This is a genomic window from Lachnoclostridium sp. An181 (genome assembly GCF_002160325.1).
Taxonomy (GTDB): Bacteria; Bacillota; Clostridia; order Lachnospirales; family Lachnospiraceae; genus An181.
The window spans coordinates 21,122-38,216 of record NZ_NFKJ01000005.1 but is presented as its reverse complement, the minus strand read 5'-3'; the positions used below and the strand labels follow the sequence as shown (position 1 = coordinate 38,216).

At 37.8% G+C, this 17,095-nt stretch carries 15 protein-coding genes, 2 pseudogenes and 1 CRISPR repeat array; of the genes and pseudogenes, 16 read left to right on the top strand and 1 reads right to left on the bottom strand.

Annotated features, from left to right (window positions below; genetic code table 11):
- The first annotated feature begins 1 nt into the window (after nucleotide 1).
- From B5F18_RS04775 to tnpA, 11 genes and pseudogenes are all read left to right on the top strand, one after another.
- Entirely contained in the window at nucleotides 2-859 is an 858-nt protein-coding gene (locus B5F18_RS04775; protein ID WP_087156535.1) for a hypothetical protein, read from the top strand.
- Nucleotides 850-1,845 (top strand): Gp37-like protein, encoded by a 996-nt coding sequence (locus tag B5F18_RS04770; RefSeq protein ID WP_087156534.1) that lies wholly within the window; start codon nucleotides 850-852, stop codon nucleotides 1,843-1,845. The genes B5F18_RS04775 and B5F18_RS04770 overlap by 10 nt, the downstream gene beginning before the upstream one ends.
- A 3-nt stretch (nucleotides 1,846-1,848) precedes the next feature.
- The gene (locus B5F18_RS04765) at nucleotides 1,849-2,604 is read left to right on the top strand and encodes a hypothetical protein (RefSeq protein WP_087156533.1); all 756 of its coding nucleotides are present in this window, start codon (nucleotides 1,849-1,851) and stop codon (nucleotides 2,602-2,604) included.
- Between the two features lie 504 nt (nucleotides 2,605-3,108).
- Nucleotides 3,109-3,593 (top strand): annotated as a pseudogene (locus tag B5F18_RS12705) (IS110 family transposase); the annotation flags it as partial.
- The gene (locus B5F18_RS12700; RefSeq protein WP_442911366.1) at nucleotides 3,591-4,241 is read left to right on the top strand and encodes a transposase; all 651 of its coding nucleotides are present in this window, start codon (nucleotides 3,591-3,593) and stop codon (nucleotides 4,239-4,241) included. The pseudogene B5F18_RS12705 and the gene B5F18_RS12700, both read left to right, overlap by 3 nt.
- 440 nt (nucleotides 4,242-4,681) lie before the next feature.
- Nucleotides 4,682-5,146 carry a phage holin family protein gene (locus B5F18_RS04755; protein ID WP_330394103.1) on the top strand — a complete coding sequence of 155 codons (465 nt, stop codon included), beginning with the start codon at nucleotides 4,682-4,684 and terminating at the stop codon, nucleotides 5,144-5,146.
- A 79-nt stretch (nucleotides 5,147-5,225) separates the two neighbouring features.
- Complete coding sequence (locus tag B5F18_RS04750; RefSeq protein ID WP_087156531.1) at nucleotides 5,226-6,245, top strand: N-acetylmuramoyl-L-alanine amidase; 1,020 nt, start codon at nucleotides 5,226-5,228, stop codon at nucleotides 6,243-6,245.
- A 583-nt stretch (nucleotides 6,246-6,828) separates the two neighbouring features.
- Nucleotides 6,829-8,490: direct repeats of the CRISPR family, unit length 30 nt; unit sequence GATAAACAACAACATGAGATGTATTGAAAC.
- Between the two features lie 144 nt (nucleotides 8,491-8,634).
- A complete protein-coding gene (locus B5F18_RS04745; protein ID WP_087156530.1) occupies nucleotides 8,635-9,096 on the top strand; it encodes a DUF3990 domain-containing protein in 462 nt (153 codons plus the stop codon).
- Nucleotides 9,093-9,563: a hypothetical protein gene (locus tag B5F18_RS04740; RefSeq protein ID WP_087156529.1), complete on the top strand. Its 471-nt coding sequence runs from the start codon at nucleotides 9,093-9,095 to the stop codon at nucleotides 9,561-9,563. Before B5F18_RS04745 ends, B5F18_RS04740 begins: the two co-directional genes overlap by 4 nt.
- A 171-nt stretch (nucleotides 9,564-9,734) precedes the next feature.
- On the top strand, nucleotides 9,735-10,412 hold the full coding sequence (locus B5F18_RS04735; RefSeq protein ID WP_087156528.1) for a TIGR00266 family protein: 678 nt from the start codon (nucleotides 9,735-9,737) through the stop codon (nucleotides 10,410-10,412).
- A 323-nt stretch (nucleotides 10,413-10,735) separates the two neighbouring features.
- Nucleotides 10,736-11,063 (top strand): annotated as a pseudogene (gene tnpA / locus B5F18_RS04730) (IS200/IS605 family transposase).
- Between the two features lie 109 nt (nucleotides 11,064-11,172).
- Here tnpA and B5F18_RS04725 read toward each other — a convergent pair.
- Entirely contained in the window at nucleotides 11,173-11,502 is a 330-nt protein-coding gene (locus tag B5F18_RS04725) for a sporulation initiation factor Spo0A C-terminal domain-containing protein (RefSeq protein WP_087156527.1), read from the bottom strand.
- Between the two features lie 287 nt (nucleotides 11,503-11,789).
- Here B5F18_RS04725 and B5F18_RS04720 point away from each other — a divergent pair, with 287 nt between their 5' ends.
- From B5F18_RS04720 to B5F18_RS04700, 5 genes are all read left to right on the top strand, one after another.
- Complete coding sequence (locus B5F18_RS04720) at nucleotides 11,790-11,978, top strand: hypothetical protein (RefSeq protein WP_087156526.1); 189 nt, start codon at nucleotides 11,790-11,792, stop codon at nucleotides 11,976-11,978.
- A gap of 23 nt (nucleotides 11,979-12,001) precedes the next feature.
- A complete protein-coding gene (locus B5F18_RS04715; RefSeq protein ID WP_087156525.1) occupies nucleotides 12,002-13,909 on the top strand; it encodes a polysaccharide biosynthesis protein in 1,908 nt (635 codons plus the stop codon).
- A 499-nt stretch (nucleotides 13,910-14,408) separates the two neighbouring features.
- Nucleotides 14,409-15,026 carry a sugar transferase gene (locus B5F18_RS04710; RefSeq protein ID WP_275532808.1) on the top strand — a complete coding sequence of 206 codons (618 nt, stop codon included), beginning with the start codon at nucleotides 14,409-14,411 and terminating at the stop codon, nucleotides 15,024-15,026.
- A 71-nt stretch (nucleotides 15,027-15,097) separates the two neighbouring features.
- Nucleotides 15,098-15,934 (top strand): aldolase/citrate lyase family protein, encoded by an 837-nt coding sequence (locus tag B5F18_RS04705; RefSeq protein ID WP_087156523.1) that lies wholly within the window; start codon nucleotides 15,098-15,100, stop codon nucleotides 15,932-15,934.
- A complete protein-coding gene (locus B5F18_RS04700; RefSeq protein ID WP_087156522.1) occupies nucleotides 15,921-17,084 on the top strand; it encodes a glycosyltransferase family 4 protein in 1,164 nt (387 codons plus the stop codon). Before B5F18_RS04705 ends, B5F18_RS04700 begins: the two co-directional genes overlap by 14 nt.
- Nucleotides 17,085-17,095 lie beyond the last annotated feature (11 nt).

The following is a 17,095-nucleotide window of genomic DNA, read 5'->3' as shown; positions in this document are numbered from 1 at the left end:
GATGGATTTTTATTACATAAATCATAAAGGCGAAAAGATTGATTTCTCGGATTTTCCTTACATGTTCCAGGAAGGTGATTTGTTAAATTGGAGTTTTACATATGAGACAAAAGAAGGGGCAAAACGGGATAGAACAGGAAACTATAAAATGGCCGCAAAAGAGATCCCTGTAAAAATAGCTGTTATGTGTGACTATACAGTTCCGTTTGAAAAAAGAAAAAGCGACTGGGTCAAGGCTGTAAACAGACTTTCGGATGTTGTACAAACAGACATTTTTTCGGGAACAGACGGCACGCTGTATGCCAGCAGCGGAGAATACTTAAAGTGTAAAATGATCGGATCTGAGAAAACAGATTGGAGAATGGGACTTCCGATCATGTTTCACACATTGACGATTCTTGCAGACTACCCATTTTGGATCACTGAAAAGAAGTTTTCATTTGTAGCCGGAAAGGAAAATAATAAGGAAGAATTTTTGGATTATCCATACAATTTCCCGTACGATTATGCGTCAAATGACAGAGCTATAGGAAGACTGGATAACGATCACTATACGGATGCACATTTTAACATGATAATTTATGGCCCTGTGGTAAATCCGAGAATCCTGATCGGGGGATATCCGTATGAAGTTTTTACAACAGTTGCCAAGAATGAATATTTGGTGATAGACAGCCGGGCACAGACTGTTGTACGAACAAAACAGGATGGAACCAAGATCAATGAAAATGACAGCCGAAACAAGGTGCAGAGTATTTTCCGTAAAATTCCGGTCGGGAATCATACTGTGAATTGGTCCGGAGAATATGGAATAGATATTACTCTATTTCAGGAAAGGAGCGAACCGCGATGGATTTAATACTTGCAGATAAAAATCGAAAAGAGATAAGGCTTTTGCAGGAGGCGGACGCGGATATTGATATTGGGGATACGAATGATTTTCAATTCACTTTTTCTGTGGACCACTGGATGGGGGATATACAGACAGGATGCTATGCCTATATCCCCGGAACCGAATTCGGCGGACCAGTCGGTGAGCTTATGAGCAGCACGGCAGAAAACCGAATTTATATCTGTGGAGATACCTGGCGGGGGATGCTGGCGAAAAAAATAATCGAGCCACCAGCTGGTCAGGATTACAAAACAGTATCCGGAGAGTTAAACACAGTGATAGCAAGTTTAGTCCAAGATGCAAAGATCAGCAATCTTATTTCTGTACCTGAAGAGGACACAGGAATTACAGTGAGCAATTTCCGATTTGATCGATATTGCACCCTTCTGGCAGGTATTGAAAAGATGCTGTCAGGAAAGGGGTACCGATTGGAAATTACATATGTACAGCAGAACGTGCCAAAAATCGGGTATGTAAGTTTAAAAGCAGTACCCGCTGTTGATTACAGCGGCACGACGGAAATTTCCCAGGACAACAACCTGGATTTTACGGTCACAGACTATAAAAGAGGTATCAATCATTTGATATGTCTGGGAAAAGGAGATTTAAAAGACAGACTGGTCCGGCATTTGTATGTGCAACAAGATAGTACGATTGGAACTGCTCCATATTATGCAGGGCTTGATGAACGCACCAGTGTATATGATTCTGAAGGCGCAGAAGAGCAGGAGCTTGTAGAAAACGGTACGGAACAATTGAGGGAGCTCATGGACAAAAAGAGTTTTCAGGCAAATATTCGTGATGATGTAGAGCTGGATATGCAGATTGGAGATACCATTTCCGGACGTGACTATATTACAGGAATCTCTGTGAAAAAGCCGATTATTGGCAAGATATTAACAATCCAGAACGGGGAAGAAAAGATGGAATATAAGATAGAAGGAGATGATTAAGAGATGGCAATTAAGATTGTGACTGCAAAAAAAGGTGAGGAGCATGTCACCAGCGCGGATGCCGGGGCGTTGAATCAGGGAACCTTTGGGACAGACGACTATGTGCTCAATGTGGGAGAAAAATTTCGTGCAGAGTTGGTGAGCAACAACGAAATTAAAATTTATGACGGTGAGGGCATGATGCAGGGACGTCACTGGCGAATTGAACCGGGGACATATGAAAGCGTGACGATCGACAATGGTAGTCAGGGAAAGAAACGAAAAGATTTGATTGTTGCGCGATATACAAAGGATTCCGAGACGGGCGAGGAGAACGTGGAACTTGCAGTTCTTAAGGGAAGTGAGACGGAAGGAAATGCAACGGCGCCAGAGGCGACGAAGGGAGATATTAGAAATGGCGATTTGAGACATGAGATGGTGTTGTATACGGTGACGCTGGATGGCTTGAATGTGACGGCTGTAGATGCCGAGTTTTCTGTATTAATGACTTCTGTAGAGGAGAAAGAAAAGCTAGCAGATTATGTAAAAATAGTACCGGTTGATTTGCCAGGGCTAACTCTAACAGCATTTGGTTCAAAAAATTTGACGATTAATGCGCCGCAGATTTCAGGATATAAAAATCTCATCTCCATTGGTGTTAAAGGAAATGGAGATGTGGGCCTTACTTCAAGTACAGGTAGCAGCTGGGTGTACAATGCAACGGATAGACAAAGAAAGTGGCAAAGCCTTACAGCATACTTTTTGTACATAAAGATTTAGAAGGTGATGAACATGATGAGTATTCTCAAGATTTCAAAGAGCTGTGCGTGCAGGAAATGTAGATTGATGGAAAGGTATTGAAAATAGGGTGGTTGGAAACAAACAGGGAGTTCTACGAGTTATCTTCCGGAATTTGATTAAGACTACATGAATAACAGTAAAGGGAAGGAAAAGCACATTAAAAATGAGTAGTATACAAGAGGGATAGGCATGATAATTGTAAATTTTATTAAAGGTGATAATATAGCAGCAGGTTGTTTTTCCAGAAAAGAGCTCAAATTCTAAAAAGGTGAAAAGACAGATGAGGGCAGAGAAAAATCTGCCTTCTCCTTAAAAAGGTAAAACAAATCGAGGAGGATAACAAGAGCAGCCAGGTTTTATTTTGATTGTCAGAGGAAGCATTCCTATAGAACATGAAATTTGACAATTAAAAAAATCTCCCAGTATGATGTAAGAAAGTTTGGCGACTTTTAAATACATCAAAACAAAGGAGATTTTTGGCTAATGAAAAAGAAAAGCCATTCCAATGAAAAACTTGAAACAATCACATTAAAAACCTTAATTGTTGGTGTTGATATTGCCAAGCATAACCAATGGGCAAGATTTGTAGACTGCCGTGGCATCGAACATAACAAGGCACTTAAATTTGAAAATAACCGAAATGGTTTCAATGCAATCTTAACAAGGATTTGTGAAATCTACAAGGTGGAAGATTTTAACAAGGTTATCGTGGGAATGGAGCCAACCGGACATTACTGGAAGGCATTTGCAAATTTCCTGCTTAAACAGACAAAGATCACCGTTGTATTGGTAAATCCTTACCATACAAAAAAGCAAAGGAATTGGATGATAACAGCCAGACAAAATCAGATAAAAAGGACGCACTTAGGATAGCAAGACTGGTTAAGGACGGACGATATTTTGAGACCTATCTTCCGCACGATGTCTACGCAGAATTGCGGGGACTGACAACGACCAGACACAGCATGAACAAAAGGAAAAAGTCTATTATCCATACAATAACTGCAGTGTTAGATGAATATTTTCCTGAGTTTGGAACTGTATTCAAGCATCCTTTTGCAGGGAAAGCTTCTATGCATCTGCTGAAAGTATGCCCTATTCCTAAGTTTATATTGGAATTAGGAGAAGAAGGTGTGCTGAAAGAAATCAAAAAAGCAGTGAAAAAGACAGTAGGAAGAAAAAAGGCAGCACAATTGGTAACAGCTGTAAAAACCAGTGTAGGAGTTGATTACGGAGAGTATGCTGCATGCTTTAAAATACAGCAGTTAATGGAGGAATTAGAGTTATTAACAAAGCAGCTGGAATCATTGGAAACAGAGATGGAAAAAGCACTGAAGAAAACAGAAGTATCAGAATACCTGTTGAGTATATCTGGAATGGGAGTAGTATCTTTAGCAATGTGTCTGGGTGAACTGGGAAATCCGTTACGTTTTGAGGATGCAAGACAGATGAGTCGTCTGGCAGGATATAACCTGATAGAAGATAGTTCCGAAAAAATAAGAGTGGAACATGTATATCAAAGCGGGGCAGAAAAAATCTGCGAAGTGTGCTGTATCAGATTTCACTTACTATGGTGGCAAACAATAAGGAACTGCGACAGCTCTACGATTAGCTGAAAACAAGGGAAAATAATCCATTAAAGAAAATGCAGGCACTGATAGTTGTAAGCAAAAAGGTGCTTACTCTTATCTTTACACTGTCCAAAAAGAAAGCTTATTATGAACCGGAGCTAGTCTTCGGAAGTTATAGAAAGAGCCAGCTGCAGGCGGCTTAACAGATTTATAGTGCCGATACAGGTACAGGGATAAGAAGGATCCCTCCATCAGCCCAATGAGGCAGTAATAAAGCAAAAGTCTACCCTGTACCTTTATCCATAAAACAGAATGAAGGAATGTAAGGACATGGAAGTGAGAACTGATAGGGTAAGTGTATGGATAGACAAGGCAACAGATTTATTAACAATGAATTGATACCTGTAAAGGTATTAAGATAAATTAAAAAATATATCGGGAGATATATTGACAAATTTCAAATATTGAGATGGGAGGGAATGAACATGAATTGTGTAGAACCTATTATCAATGAATATAATGCAATTATAGGCGCTGCAGTAGCAGTGCTTTCCTATATCTTTGGTGAACACTGGATTTTGTTTGTAGTATTTCTTATGCTGAACGTAGCAGATTGGTTCACTGGCTGGATGAAAAGCAGGATGCTTGGAAAAGAAAATTCTACAAAAGGATGGAAAGGTGTTCTGAAAAAATTGGGATATTGGATCATGATCATGGTTGCATTTGGCTCCAGTGCGGTATTCATAGAAATCGGGAACTCAATTGGAATAGATCTTGGTGTTACAACATTGCTTGGCTGGTTTGTTCTTGCAAGTCTGATTATCAATGAAATCCGTTCTGTTCTGGAAAATTTTGTGGCAGCGGGCTATCGTGTGCCGAATATTTTGATACAAGGATTGGAAATTGCAGATAGAGTCGTAAACAAAGATGATGACCAAAAACATGGATAATCCATATTTTTTGTCTGCCAGAGAGAAAGCGGAACAGGAAGGACTCTGATATTTAGATTAAGAAAAAGGAGGATTCGCAATGGCGGTTTATAACATACATGCAGGACATTCTCTCAGGTGCAGAGGGGCTTCGGGATACCTGGATGAGGTAAATGAAAACAGGAAGGTGAAAAACAGAGTCATTGAACTTTTGAAAAAGCAAGGACACACGGTACATGATTGTACGGATGACGAAGGGGCAACACAGAACCAAAACCTTTCTGCTATTGTGAAGAAATGCAATAGTCATCAGGCAGATCTGGATGTCTCCATTCATTTGAATGCAGGAGGGGGAACCGGCACAGAGGTTTACTATTATGACGATGAAAGCGGTAAGAGTGTTTCAAAATGTGTCAGTTCTAAAATTGCAAGTGCTCTAGGAATTAAAAACAGAGGTGAAAAAAAAGGAAGAGATTTATATATATTGAAGAGCACAAATGCAACCGCAATTTTGATAGAATGCTGTTTTGTTGATTCCAAATCAGATGCAAATGCCTGGGATGTAGAGAAATGTGCCAGAGCAATTGTGGAGGGAATATCAGATGGGAAAGGGAAAGAAGATCCTGTGAATATATCCCAAAAGGAAGGCAATACCTCCGGGGAGATTTTACAGAACAGAGAGCTTGGACAAGTAGACTGTTATTATTCTGCATATACCGACCGATGGTGGCCGGAAGTAAAAAATCAGGAAGACTGGGCAGGTAAAGGAGATAATGTTCCGATTTGCTATTTGGGACTTCGGGTTACAAAAGGAAAAGTAAAGGGACGTGTTTATACTAAAAAGAATGGATGGCTGCCGTATTTGATTTTTGAAGATCATTATGACACAAAAGATTTGGTTAACGGCGTTTTGGGAGACGGTTCGCCAATCCAAGCGTTCGAATTTTATTATACCACGCCAGAAGGATATAGATATAAAAAAATATACTATTGTGTCTCTGCTCAGAATGATTCAAACTTTTATGAGACTCAAATTGACAATGAAAAAGGGCATGGAATGGATGGGTATGCCGGGGTGATTGGAAGGTATGCAGATAAAATTAAGATTTGGATAGAATAATTTAATAAAGTTTGAACGGTTAACCAGCAGAGCCAGCATACATGATGTCAGCGTATATGCTGGCTCAGGGTGACACAGTTTGAGAGAACAGTGTTCATAATTACTGCACAATTTCAAAAGTATATAGTCAGACACAGGGGATAGAATTATATCGACTTTTCAAAAGCAGTCGCAATTAGTAAAGAATGGGAAGTCTTGAATCTGGAGGTGTTAGATTTCGTATAAAATTACGAATATAAATATGAGTAGAAACTTGTCCAATAAAACCAAATGGTCAATGATATGGGATAACAATAGGAATCATAGCCTAGATTTTAGATATCTGGCAGATAGGACAGTGTTAATATGGTATAAAACGCAGGAGATAAATCAGCAAGGAAAAATGGGACTTTGAAAATGTGTCAATTATTTACCAGGTGCCGAAATATAGGAAATGTGAAAAAAGCTTATGGTTACAAGAAGTTTTACGTATTTGTGTGGAAAATATAAAGGAAGATGGTACGGCTGGTAAAAAACAAAGAAAGGCTTGAAAAATAAAGGAGAATCAGAGATAATGAAATGGAAAAATAGCGAGAAATCGTGGGATAAACAACAACATGAGATGTATTGAAACAAAAATCTTGGGCAAAAGAAAAAGAAATCGTTGCAGATAAACAACAACATGAGATGTATTGAAACATGCTTGTAGCGAGTGTATTAGGTATCTTTTTCGCGATAAACAACAACATGAGATGTATTGAAACAAAAAATTGGGGTTGCAGTTCTTTCTGCAACCCTGATAAACAACAACATGAGATGTATTGAAACGTTTTGGTGATATTACATACAACTACCAAGAGGAGATAAACAACAACATGAGATGTATTGAAACAGTTGACGGCCAGCGTGGCCGACTGGACAGGCGATAGATAAACAACAACATGAGATGTATTGAAACCCACTTGCCCATTTTCGGTACATCGTTGATGGGGAGATAAACAACAACATGAGATGTATTGAAACACCAACTTATCGAAAGATTCGTTTTTAACGACTTTGATAAACAACAACATGAGATGTATTGAAACGGGATAAAAGAGGGGGCGAATGGAATCGAGATAAAAGATAAACAACAACATGAGATGTATTGAAACCAGTCGTCCAGCATTTACTTCTGAGCAAAACACAACGATAAACAACAACATGAGATGTATTGAAACAAATAATTGCAACCAAAAACAATCTGATGTTTCGATAAACAACAACATGAGATGTATTGAAACGCTATTAGAAAAGCGAATGGGAGTTAATGTAAAAGATAAACAACAACATGAGATGTATTGAAACAGTCAGCCTTTTTCAGTTCTGGAAATTCAATTCCGAGATAAACAACAACATGAGATGTATTGAAACTCAAGTGCGACAGGCGGAGCTGGGCTTGGACTTGCGATAAACAACAACATGAGATGTATTGAAACCTTCTTTTTACAATAGAGCTTGCTCGGCCAGGAAGATAAACAACAACATGAGATGTATTGAAACTCTGTAAACATCCCCTGGGGCGCATTGTACAGGTCAGATAAACAACAACATGAGATGTATTGAAACGTAGATCCATGAAAACTGCCCCATTTTCGAAGACACGATAAACAACAACATGAGATGTATTGAAACCTGTTAAAAGGGAACAGTAAAGAGAAAAGGTTATTGGATAAACAACAACATGAGATGTATTGAAACGGCATGTATGCGGCACATAGTGACTGGATTGAGTTGATAAACAACAACATGAGATGTATTGAAACATTACTTTTAATTCGTTCATCTGTTCCTCCTAATTTGATAAACAACAACATGAGATGTATTGAAACTGGATTATCTGGAAATCGGCGGGGATGCGTGGCAAGATAAACAACAACATGAGATGTATTGAAACTAATTAACAACAACGTCCTGTTTGTCAATAAAATCGATAAACAACAACATGAGATGTATTGAAACCGCTGGCATTTATATACCTTGCCCTGCCAGCTGTAAGATAAACAACAACATGAGATGTATTGAAACTGTCCTTTTCCTCTCTTTTCTTTTTATTAATAACTGATAAACAACAACATGAGATGTATTGAAACTGCAAAAGAGTTACATAGAGCAAGATCGATACAGAAAAGATAAACAACAACATGAGATGTATTGAAACTTGCCAGGAGTATGGGAATGGAAAACGATTTGGTTAGATAAACAGCAACATGAAATATATTGAAACTGGAACGCTGTTCCGTGATTACACCTTGAGGTATTAGAGAGCAAGGTGAACCAGGAAGAAAATATTATTAAAAAGTGTATTTGGCATAGTTTTTAAGTGATTCAATAAGATAAGGAAATACTAAAATAGTTATATCAGGGGAAAATGATTAAACAGATTATCTTTCTTGGAAGTAATGTTGTAGTAGAAAAACCGAAAATACTGGAAAATGGATTTTATAAAGATTTTGGATATGGGTTTTATTGTACTATCTTGGAAAAGCAGGCAAAAAGATGGGCCTTAACGAAACGTGGGAAACATATTGTAAATAAATACCATTATGTTGAAAATTCATCTTTGAAGATAAAACAATTTTTAGAGATGACTGAAGAATGGCTGGAGTTTATTGTAGATTGCCGTAGAGGAAATAGACATAATTACGATATTGTGGACGGACCAATGGCTGATGATACTATATGGGATTATATAGAAGATTATATTACGGGAAATATATCCAAGGCTGCTTTTTGGGAGTTGGTTAAATTTAAATACCCTACACATCAGATTGTATTTTGTACAGAAAAAGCACTTGAAACATTAGAATTTGAAGAGAGTTATTCATTATGACAAACCAATTTTTCCTGGATGAGGATATCCAATATGATGATCTGTATTTTCTGTGTTATATGATAGAAAGAGTAGCAAGAAAACTTCATCAAAGAAATAAATATGTAGTAAACAGCATTCCAAAAGAAGAGTGGAGACACCTGATAAGCCTTGCAAATGTCCTGCATTGTGAGAATCCGTCCAAAGTAGAAAACGAATGGATAGAAGTATATCATTTGAAATGTGATGGATTTGATATTACAAATGTGGATAAAGAACTGGTTGAAAAAATTCCCTCCGAGACTCAGATGGGTAAAGTTTATATGCGGCTAATTTTAGCGACATTGCAGCCAGGTGAAGATTATATAGATGGTATTGTTAGAGTATATAATAATAAAATCTGCGAAATTATTGATAATTATAACAGTAGTGCATATTATGAGCTGTCTTATGTGATTACGAAGGCGTATAATAATGGAGGGTTTTAAATATTTCCAGTATTTTACCAGGCGGAAAATGGGAAAGATAGTAAAAAGACTTATATTTACGGGGATTTTTACATGTTACAGGGAAAAGTTTAAATAAGTGGGCTTGGCTGGTAAAAAATGAAGAAAAGCTTGAAAAGTAAATAAAGTCAACATGAAAAGGAGGAAAAGTCTATGAATTATGAAATCAAAGGAGGAAGTTTCCCGGTTGTAATCTGTCAGATGGAGGACGGAGAACAGATGATCACAGAAAAAGGTTCCATGGTTTGGATGAATCCGAACATGGAGATGAAGACAAGTGGTGGCGGAATTGGAAAAATGTTTGGCAAAGCGTTTTCTGGAGAAAGTATGTTCCAGAATATTTATACGGCAAGGGGAAAAGGAATGATTGCATTTGGATCCAGTTTTCCGGGGAAAATTCTGGCGCTTAAAATTGAACCGGGGAAAGAGATCGTTGTGCAGAAACAGGCGTTTTTGGCATCTGAGACAGGGGTAGATCTGGCGATTCATTTCAATAAAAAGCTGGGAGCCGGATTTTTTGGAGGAGAAGGATTTATCATGCAAAGACTATCCGGAAACGGGATGGCTTTTGTGGAGATTGATGGAGAATTGATAAAATATGACTTGGCGCCAGGACAAAAGATAGTGGTGGACACCGGAAATGTAGCAGGTTTTGAAAGCAGTGTTTCCATTGATATTCAGCAGGTGCCGGGCATCAAGAACAAACTGCTTGGAGGAGAAGGGCTTTTCAATACAGTGCTGACAGGTCCTGGACAAGTGTGGCTGCAGACAATGCCGATTTCCGGTGTTGCAGCGGCAATTCGTCCATTTATACCGACAGGAAATAATTAATTTTTCAAACGAATTTATGTTGCGTAACGATGCAAACGCCCCGGCAAAGCATTTATGAACAGGTAAAAAAGGTATATTGAGTGAAACTTACAGAGATCTGACAAGAAAACCTACATATTATCTTCATATGAACTTCATACAAATCTTTTGAAATAAGTCCCGAAAATCAAAGAAAGGGACTTATTTTATTGTATTGGCAATAAAAATAAACCCCTGTTATACAGGTATGTTCCCAGAGAGCTTTAGTTTCAAGTAAAAACCTCCAATGATATAATAAGTGTAGGTTCACCAACCGCACAGATTATATAAAGGAGGTACCCTAAATGGATAAGAATATTTTATCACATACAAAGTGGGAATGTAAGTATCATATTGTATTTGCACCAAAATATAGCATATCAGAAGTAATGGGATATTTAAAAGGAAAAAGTTCGCTTATGATATTTGAACGGCATGCCAATTTAAAATATAAATATGGGAACCGTCATTTTTGGTACAGAGGTTGCTATGTAGATACAGTGGGTAAGATATGGAAAGAAAATAGAAGAATATGTTAGAAACCAATTACAAGAAGATTTGGAGTACGATCAAATGACATTAAAAGAGTATATTGATCCGTTTACGGGTGAGCCGGTACAAAAGGGCAAATAAAAAGGTTCTTTAGAGGCAAGCAGAGAACACAACCTTATAGCCGCAGAGGAAACCACCAGCTTAGCTGGTGGTCATGATTGGCTTAAATTATTCTCTTTGCCAAATATTTTTAGTTTTCCGCACACTGAATCAAAGAATAGAAAAGAATGTCCAGAAAATCAGCAACGCTTGGTTTGTGCGTATAGCCTGTAGAAGAGACAAAAATTTCGCGGCTTGTCTCATTTTCCCAGATATGAGCAATGTAAGTGCGGATATTGCGCTCAACAGAGTGCCAGGTACATCCGCATTTTTCGGCAACTGGCATGTAAATATCTTTTACAATGGAGCACAGACGCATCTCATCTTCCAACAAAAGATCAAATGCGAGAAGTGTCTGGTCAAATCCGCGATAGTGAAAGCGCAGCCCAAGCTGGTTTAAAAAGTTTTCCAGTTCTGTCATAGAAATCACCTCCTTCTATATTAATAACTCTGCAACTTGGCCAGTTTTATGGAGCTGGAAGGGCAGAAAACATAGTAAAATGTCGAAAAAGAACGTAAAATAGCTGAAAATAGCAAATTGAGAAAAATTTGTGAAATTTTGTCGAAAAATACGAGAGGTGCATTTTAAAATCATAAAACTACAAAAAGTAACAAAAACCCCAATTAGGGAATTTATACATTGTCGAAAATTGCAGGGCGTTATATAATAAATTAAGATGTGAGAGAAAATAAAAAGGGGTGAGGGAAATGAATTATAGTGGGAAATTAGTTGTAAAAATTGTATTTTCATGTCTCGCGCTGATCGGCATTACACTTTTTGTTCTGTACTACAGCAATGCGTATGTGACTGATATAAGACCAGTAAACGCATTGATCGCAGCTGTGGTAATGCTGATAGTAGGGGCGTTTATTTTTTATAGGCGGAACAAAAAATAAAAGAGAAGTGATGGTGTGAGTAAATGAAAGAGAATAATGAAACAAAACCCTCCAAATGGCTTTATCAAGCAGCCCTGGTTGCGTGCGGAGATGCACTGATCGTAGCTTTTTCGTATTTTATGGCTCTGTTTCTGAGATTTGATTTTATGTGGAGCAGTATCCCAAAAGAGTATCTCAAAGGATATTTGTGGTCCATGCCGTTTTGGATCGTGGCAACGATTGTCGTCTTTTACGGGTGCAGGCTGTATCACGGTATATGGAGACTGATGAGTGTGTCAGATGCGTGGAGGATGGTAAAAGCATATGTGATACTGGCATTTTTGTATGCGGTTGGGATGGTCTTTATGTGCCTGCACATGCCGCGTTCTTATTATATTGTCGGCTATTTGCTCAGTTTTGGACTGACTGCAGGAATGCGGTTTTCCTATCGTATGTTTCGTGCTTATCTGCACGGAGTGGAAGAAAGAGAGGATGAAACAGCCGAGAAAGTAATGATCATCGGTGCGGGACGTACTGGACAGACCTTGATGAAAGAGTTGCTTAGTACAGATAAAATGCATGTAAATGTAAAATGTTTCATTGACGACAATCCTGAGAAACAGCACAGAGTGCTGGAAGGAGTTCCGGTAGAGGGAAATCGATATGATATTGAGGAAATGGTGAAAAAATACCACATTGACACCATTATCTATGCGATCCCGTCAGCATCCGGAAAAGACCGAAGAGAGATCCTCAATATCTGTAAAGATACCGGATGTAAACTGCGGACAGTCCCGGCGCTTTATCAGCTGATGAGTGGCGAGGTGAGGGTCAGCAAGTTGAGAGATGTGGAGATTACAGACTTACTTGGAAGAGACCAGATTCAAGTAAACAACGAGGAGATTTTTGCGTTCATCAAAGGAAAAGTTGTCCTGGTGACCGGAGGAGGCGGATCGATCGGAAGCGAGCTGTGCCGTCAGATTGCCAATGCGGACCCGAAAGAATTGATTATTTTTGAAATCTATGAGAACAATGCATATGAAATCCAGCAGGAATTAAAACGCAAGATGCCGGATTTAAAACTGACGGTTCTGATAGGGTCTGTGAGAAATACAAACCGTATCAACTGGGTAATGGAAACCTACAAACCAGATCTGGTGTTCCATGCAGCAGCCCACAAGCATGTTCCCCTTATGGAGGACAGCCCGAATGAGGCTATTAAAAATAATGTGCTGGGTACATATAAAACAGCCAAAGCGGCCGCTGCAAACGGTGTAAAGAAATTTGTACTCATTTCCACGGACAAGGCAGTAAACCCTACAAATATCATGGGGGCATCCAAGCGTCTTTGCGAGATGGTTGTGCAGATGATGAACCGGAAAAGTGAGAACACGGACTTTGTGGCAGTACGTTTTGGAAATGTGCTTGGCAGCAATGGAAGTGTTATCCCGCTGTTTAAAAAACAGATTGCAGCAGGCGGCCCTGTGACTGTGACGGACAAAAATATTATCCGCTATTTTATGACCATTCCGGAGGCGGTTTCTCTTGTACTGCAGGCGTCCTATTATGCAAAGGGTGGAGAGATTTTTGTGCTGGATATGGGAGAGCCGGTGAGGATCGATGATATGGCCAGAAATTTGATTCGTTTGTCAGGATTAACTCCGGATGTGGATATCATGATAAAGTATACGGGATTGAGGCCAGGAGAAAAGCTGTATGAGGAGCTTTTGATGGATGAAGAAGGGCTTCAGGAGACAGAGAATGCGCTGATACATATCGGAAAACCGATACAGATGGATGATGTGTGGTTTGAGGAAAAGCTGCATGAATTGGATGAGCTGAGTAAGCATGAGACGAGTGATATGAAGAGGATTGTGGCGGAAATTGTGCCGACGTATCGGTGTAGAGAAAACAATAGAAATATTACAACAGAAAACGTGAGTAAGAACTAAATATGGTTTTGTTGACACTTAGGATGCTAAAGTGGTATAATATCGAACGAATAAAAGTGTAAATAAAATGATGTTTCATGATACATAAATAAATTTGTGCTGTTTTTGTAAAAGATGTATCTTAGAAGAAACAGAACGAGGAGAAGACAGATAGGACTAAAAAGGCATCTTACTAAGATGCCTTTTGTCATAGCGGAAAGAAATGTTAGAGAATACTTGCATGATTAGCAGATGCCATTAAGCACTGAATAGTTTGAGAACAAACACTAGTATTTAACAAAACTTGCCAGATGGGTATAATAAAACGATGAAGAACTGAAAGTTTATTTCGTTTGAAATTTTTGGGGTTTTGATCATAAAAAAGTATGAAATTTCTATTGCTGAAAGGAATATGTCTTCAGATTCAAGTCAAAAATCAGTAGTTTAATGAAATTGTTTTGAATGAATTATAATACTCCTAGTTGGATGAAAGGGGATTAAAATGAAAAAGAGACGGTACATGAAAGTGAAACGGGCGATTGACTTATGTTTATCGATGGTAGGACTAATAGTTTTATCGCCTGTTTTTTTGATTCTTGTAATTGCTATAAAACTGGATTCTAAAGGACCGGTTTTGTTTAAACAGAAAAGGGTTGGAATACATAAGCGGTATTTTAATATATTGAAATTTAGAACTATGAAGATAGATACCCCCAAGGATATGCCAACCCATATGCTGAAAAATCCAGATCAGTATATTACAAAAGTAGGAAAATTTTTGCGGAAAACATCTTTGGATGAACTACCACAAATTATCAATATAGTAAAGGGAGAAATGAGTATCATAGGTCCACGTCCTGCTCTTTGGAATCAGTCTGATTTATTGGAAGAAAGGGATAAATATGGTGCGAATGATGTTATGCCGGGGCTTACCGGATGGGCACAAATTAATGGAAGAGATGAGCTTGAGATTCCGGAAAAAGCCAAATTAGATGGAGAATATGTGGCAAAGATGAGTTTTTTCTTTGATTTCCGGTGTTTTTTAGGGACAATATTATCTGTTCTGAAAAGTGATGGTGTTGTAGAAGGCGGAACTGGAAAACTAAAGTCAAAAGAAAGTAAATATGCTAATAAATGATTTAATTTCCAGTGTAATAAAAAATACGATAATGATGCATAGCACCAGTACTGTTAAGGAGAACTTGAATTATGGCATTAGAATTAATGTATATAACTAACAGACCTGATGTGGCAAGACTTGCCCAGGAGTCAGGTGTGGATAGAATTTGGATTGACATGGAGTATATAGGGAAAGAGCAAAGACAAAAAGGTCTTGATACTGTAAAATCATACCATACAATTGCGGATATAAAAAGGTTACGTCCATTGATAACTAGGGCAGCATTGCAGGTACGCATAAATCCAATTCATAAAAATACTAGTGACGAAATTGAAAACACCATTTGCGCAGGGGCTGATTATATAATGCTGCCTTATTTTAAGACTTCTGATGAGGTTCGATATTTTATTAAGGAAGTGAATGGAAGATGTAAAACAATGTTATTGCTTGAGACAAAAGAAGCAGTAGAGCATCTTGACAAAATATTAAATCTGCCAGGAATTGATGAAGTACATATAGGATTAAATGATTTACATTTAGCATATGGTAAGAATTTTATGTTTGAACTGTTGGCTGATGGAACAGTAGAGAATATCTGTAGAAAACTTTCTGGAGCAGGGGTAAAATATGGATTTGGTGGAATTGCAAGATTAGGCCATGGATATTTGCCGGCAGAGTATGTAATAAGTGAACATTATAGACTGCAATCTTCTTTGGCTATACTTTCAAGATCATTTTGTAACGCAAATAATATAAAAGATTTATCTATGATTAAACAGGATTTTGAAAATGGGATAAAAGAGATTCGTATGAGAGAAAAAGAAGTATCCCAATATACAGAACAGGAATTTGAAATTAATAGAAGAGAAGTTATAAAACGAGTTGATAAAATTGTAGAGGAAATAAAGAGTAATGAAAAAATATAAGATATGTGCTATCACAACTATTTCAAAAACTATGGAATGGTTTGTTACAGCGTCAATGAAACACTTGTGGGAAAATGGATTTGACATTTCTCTGATTTGTGATATGGATCAGAGGTTCATAGATGATAATAGTTATTATGCAAGCTGTTACTCTATAAAAATGGAAAGAGGATTAGACGTTCTTGGAGCAATAAAGGCAATTTTTCAGTTTTATAAAATATTTAAAAAGAACAAATTTGATATTATACAATATACGAGCCCTAACGCATCGTTATATGCAGCTATCGCTGGTAAAATGGCAGGGGTTAAGGTTAGATTATATAATCAATGCGGATTGCGATATGTTAGTTTTGAAGGGAAAAAAAGAACACTATTTAAATATTTAGAAAAAATTACGTGTTCTCTGTCCACAGATGTTAGGAGTCAAAGTCCTAAAAATATGCAGTTTGCAATTGATGAAAGATTATGTTCACCTAAAAAAATATCAGTGATAGGGATAGGAGGAACAATAGGAATAGATTTAAGAGAATATGATATAGAGAAAAAAGATATATATAAAAAAGAAATACGAGATAGATGGAAAATACTGGAGGACTCTTTTGTATTTGGATTTGTTGGCAGGGTGAATCGTGATAAAGGTATCAATGAACTTTTAACAGCGTTTCGCAGTATTGTAAAGGAATATGCAAATGTTAAACTATTGTTAGTAGGGATGGAGGACGAGTCGAATCCGGTTGACGGAGAATTGCTTGCATGGGCAAAAAATAATAGCCACGTTATTTTTGCAGGCAATGTTCCATCCAAGGAAGTTGCCCAATATATGGCTGCGTTTGATGTTTTGGTTCATCCAACATATAGGGAAGGATTTGGGAAAGTGCTGCAGGAGGCTATGGGAATGGGTACGCCAATTATTACAACAGATGTCCCAGGCCCAAGTGAAGTTGTGGAGGAGGGAATCTCAGGAAGTCTTGTTCCCGTAAAAAATATAGATTTATTAGAAAAAGAAATGGTATTTTTGATGAAAAATGAATCCATTAGGGAAAAATATTCGGAAAATGGAAGAAATAGAGCCATACAATATTTTGATAGAAAAATAATGTTACATAATATTTGGCTTGATTATAAAACCAACATTTTGCCAAAGTGCTAAAGTAAATTTTA

Coding starts and splice junctions, on each gene's coding strand:
- B5F18_RS04775 (WP_087156535.1), top strand. CDS start 2: ATGGATTTTTATTACATAAATCATAAAGGCGAAAAGATTGATTTCTCG.
- B5F18_RS04770 (WP_087156534.1), top strand. CDS start 850: ATGGATTTAATACTTGCAGATAAAAATCGAAAAGAGATAAGGCTTTTG.
- B5F18_RS04765 (WP_087156533.1), top strand. CDS start 1,849: ATGGCAATTAAGATTGTGACTGCAAAAAAAGGTGAGGAGCATGTCACC.
- B5F18_RS12700 (WP_442911366.1), top strand. CDS start 3,591: ATGAACAAAAGGAAAAAGTCTATTATCCATACAATAACTGCAGTGTTA.
- B5F18_RS04755 (WP_330394103.1), top strand. CDS start 4,682: ATGAATTGTGTAGAACCTATTATCAATGAATATAATGCAATTATAGGC.
- B5F18_RS04750 (WP_087156531.1), top strand. CDS start 5,226: ATGGCGGTTTATAACATACATGCAGGACATTCTCTCAGGTGCAGAGGG.
- B5F18_RS04745 (WP_087156530.1), top strand. CDS start 8,635: ATGATTAAACAGATTATCTTTCTTGGAAGTAATGTTGTAGTAGAAAAA.
- B5F18_RS04740 (WP_087156529.1), top strand. CDS start 9,093: ATGACAAACCAATTTTTCCTGGATGAGGATATCCAATATGATGATCTG.
- B5F18_RS04735 (WP_087156528.1), top strand. CDS start 9,735: ATGAATTATGAAATCAAAGGAGGAAGTTTCCCGGTTGTAATCTGTCAG.
- B5F18_RS04725 (WP_087156527.1), bottom strand. CDS start 11,502: ATGACAGAACTGGAAAACTTTTTAAACCAGCTTGGGCTGCGCTTTCAC.
- B5F18_RS04720 (WP_087156526.1), top strand. CDS start 11,790: ATGAATTATAGTGGGAAATTAGTTGTAAAAATTGTATTTTCATGTCTC.
- B5F18_RS04715 (WP_087156525.1), top strand. CDS start 12,002: ATGAAAGAGAATAATGAAACAAAACCCTCCAAATGGCTTTATCAAGCA.
- B5F18_RS04710 (WP_275532808.1), top strand. CDS start 14,409: ATGAAAGTGAAACGGGCGATTGACTTATGTTTATCGATGGTAGGACTA.
- B5F18_RS04705 (WP_087156523.1), top strand. CDS start 15,098: ATGGCATTAGAATTAATGTATATAACTAACAGACCTGATGTGGCAAGA.
- B5F18_RS04700 (WP_087156522.1), top strand. CDS start 15,921: ATGAAAAAATATAAGATATGTGCTATCACAACTATTTCAAAAACTATG.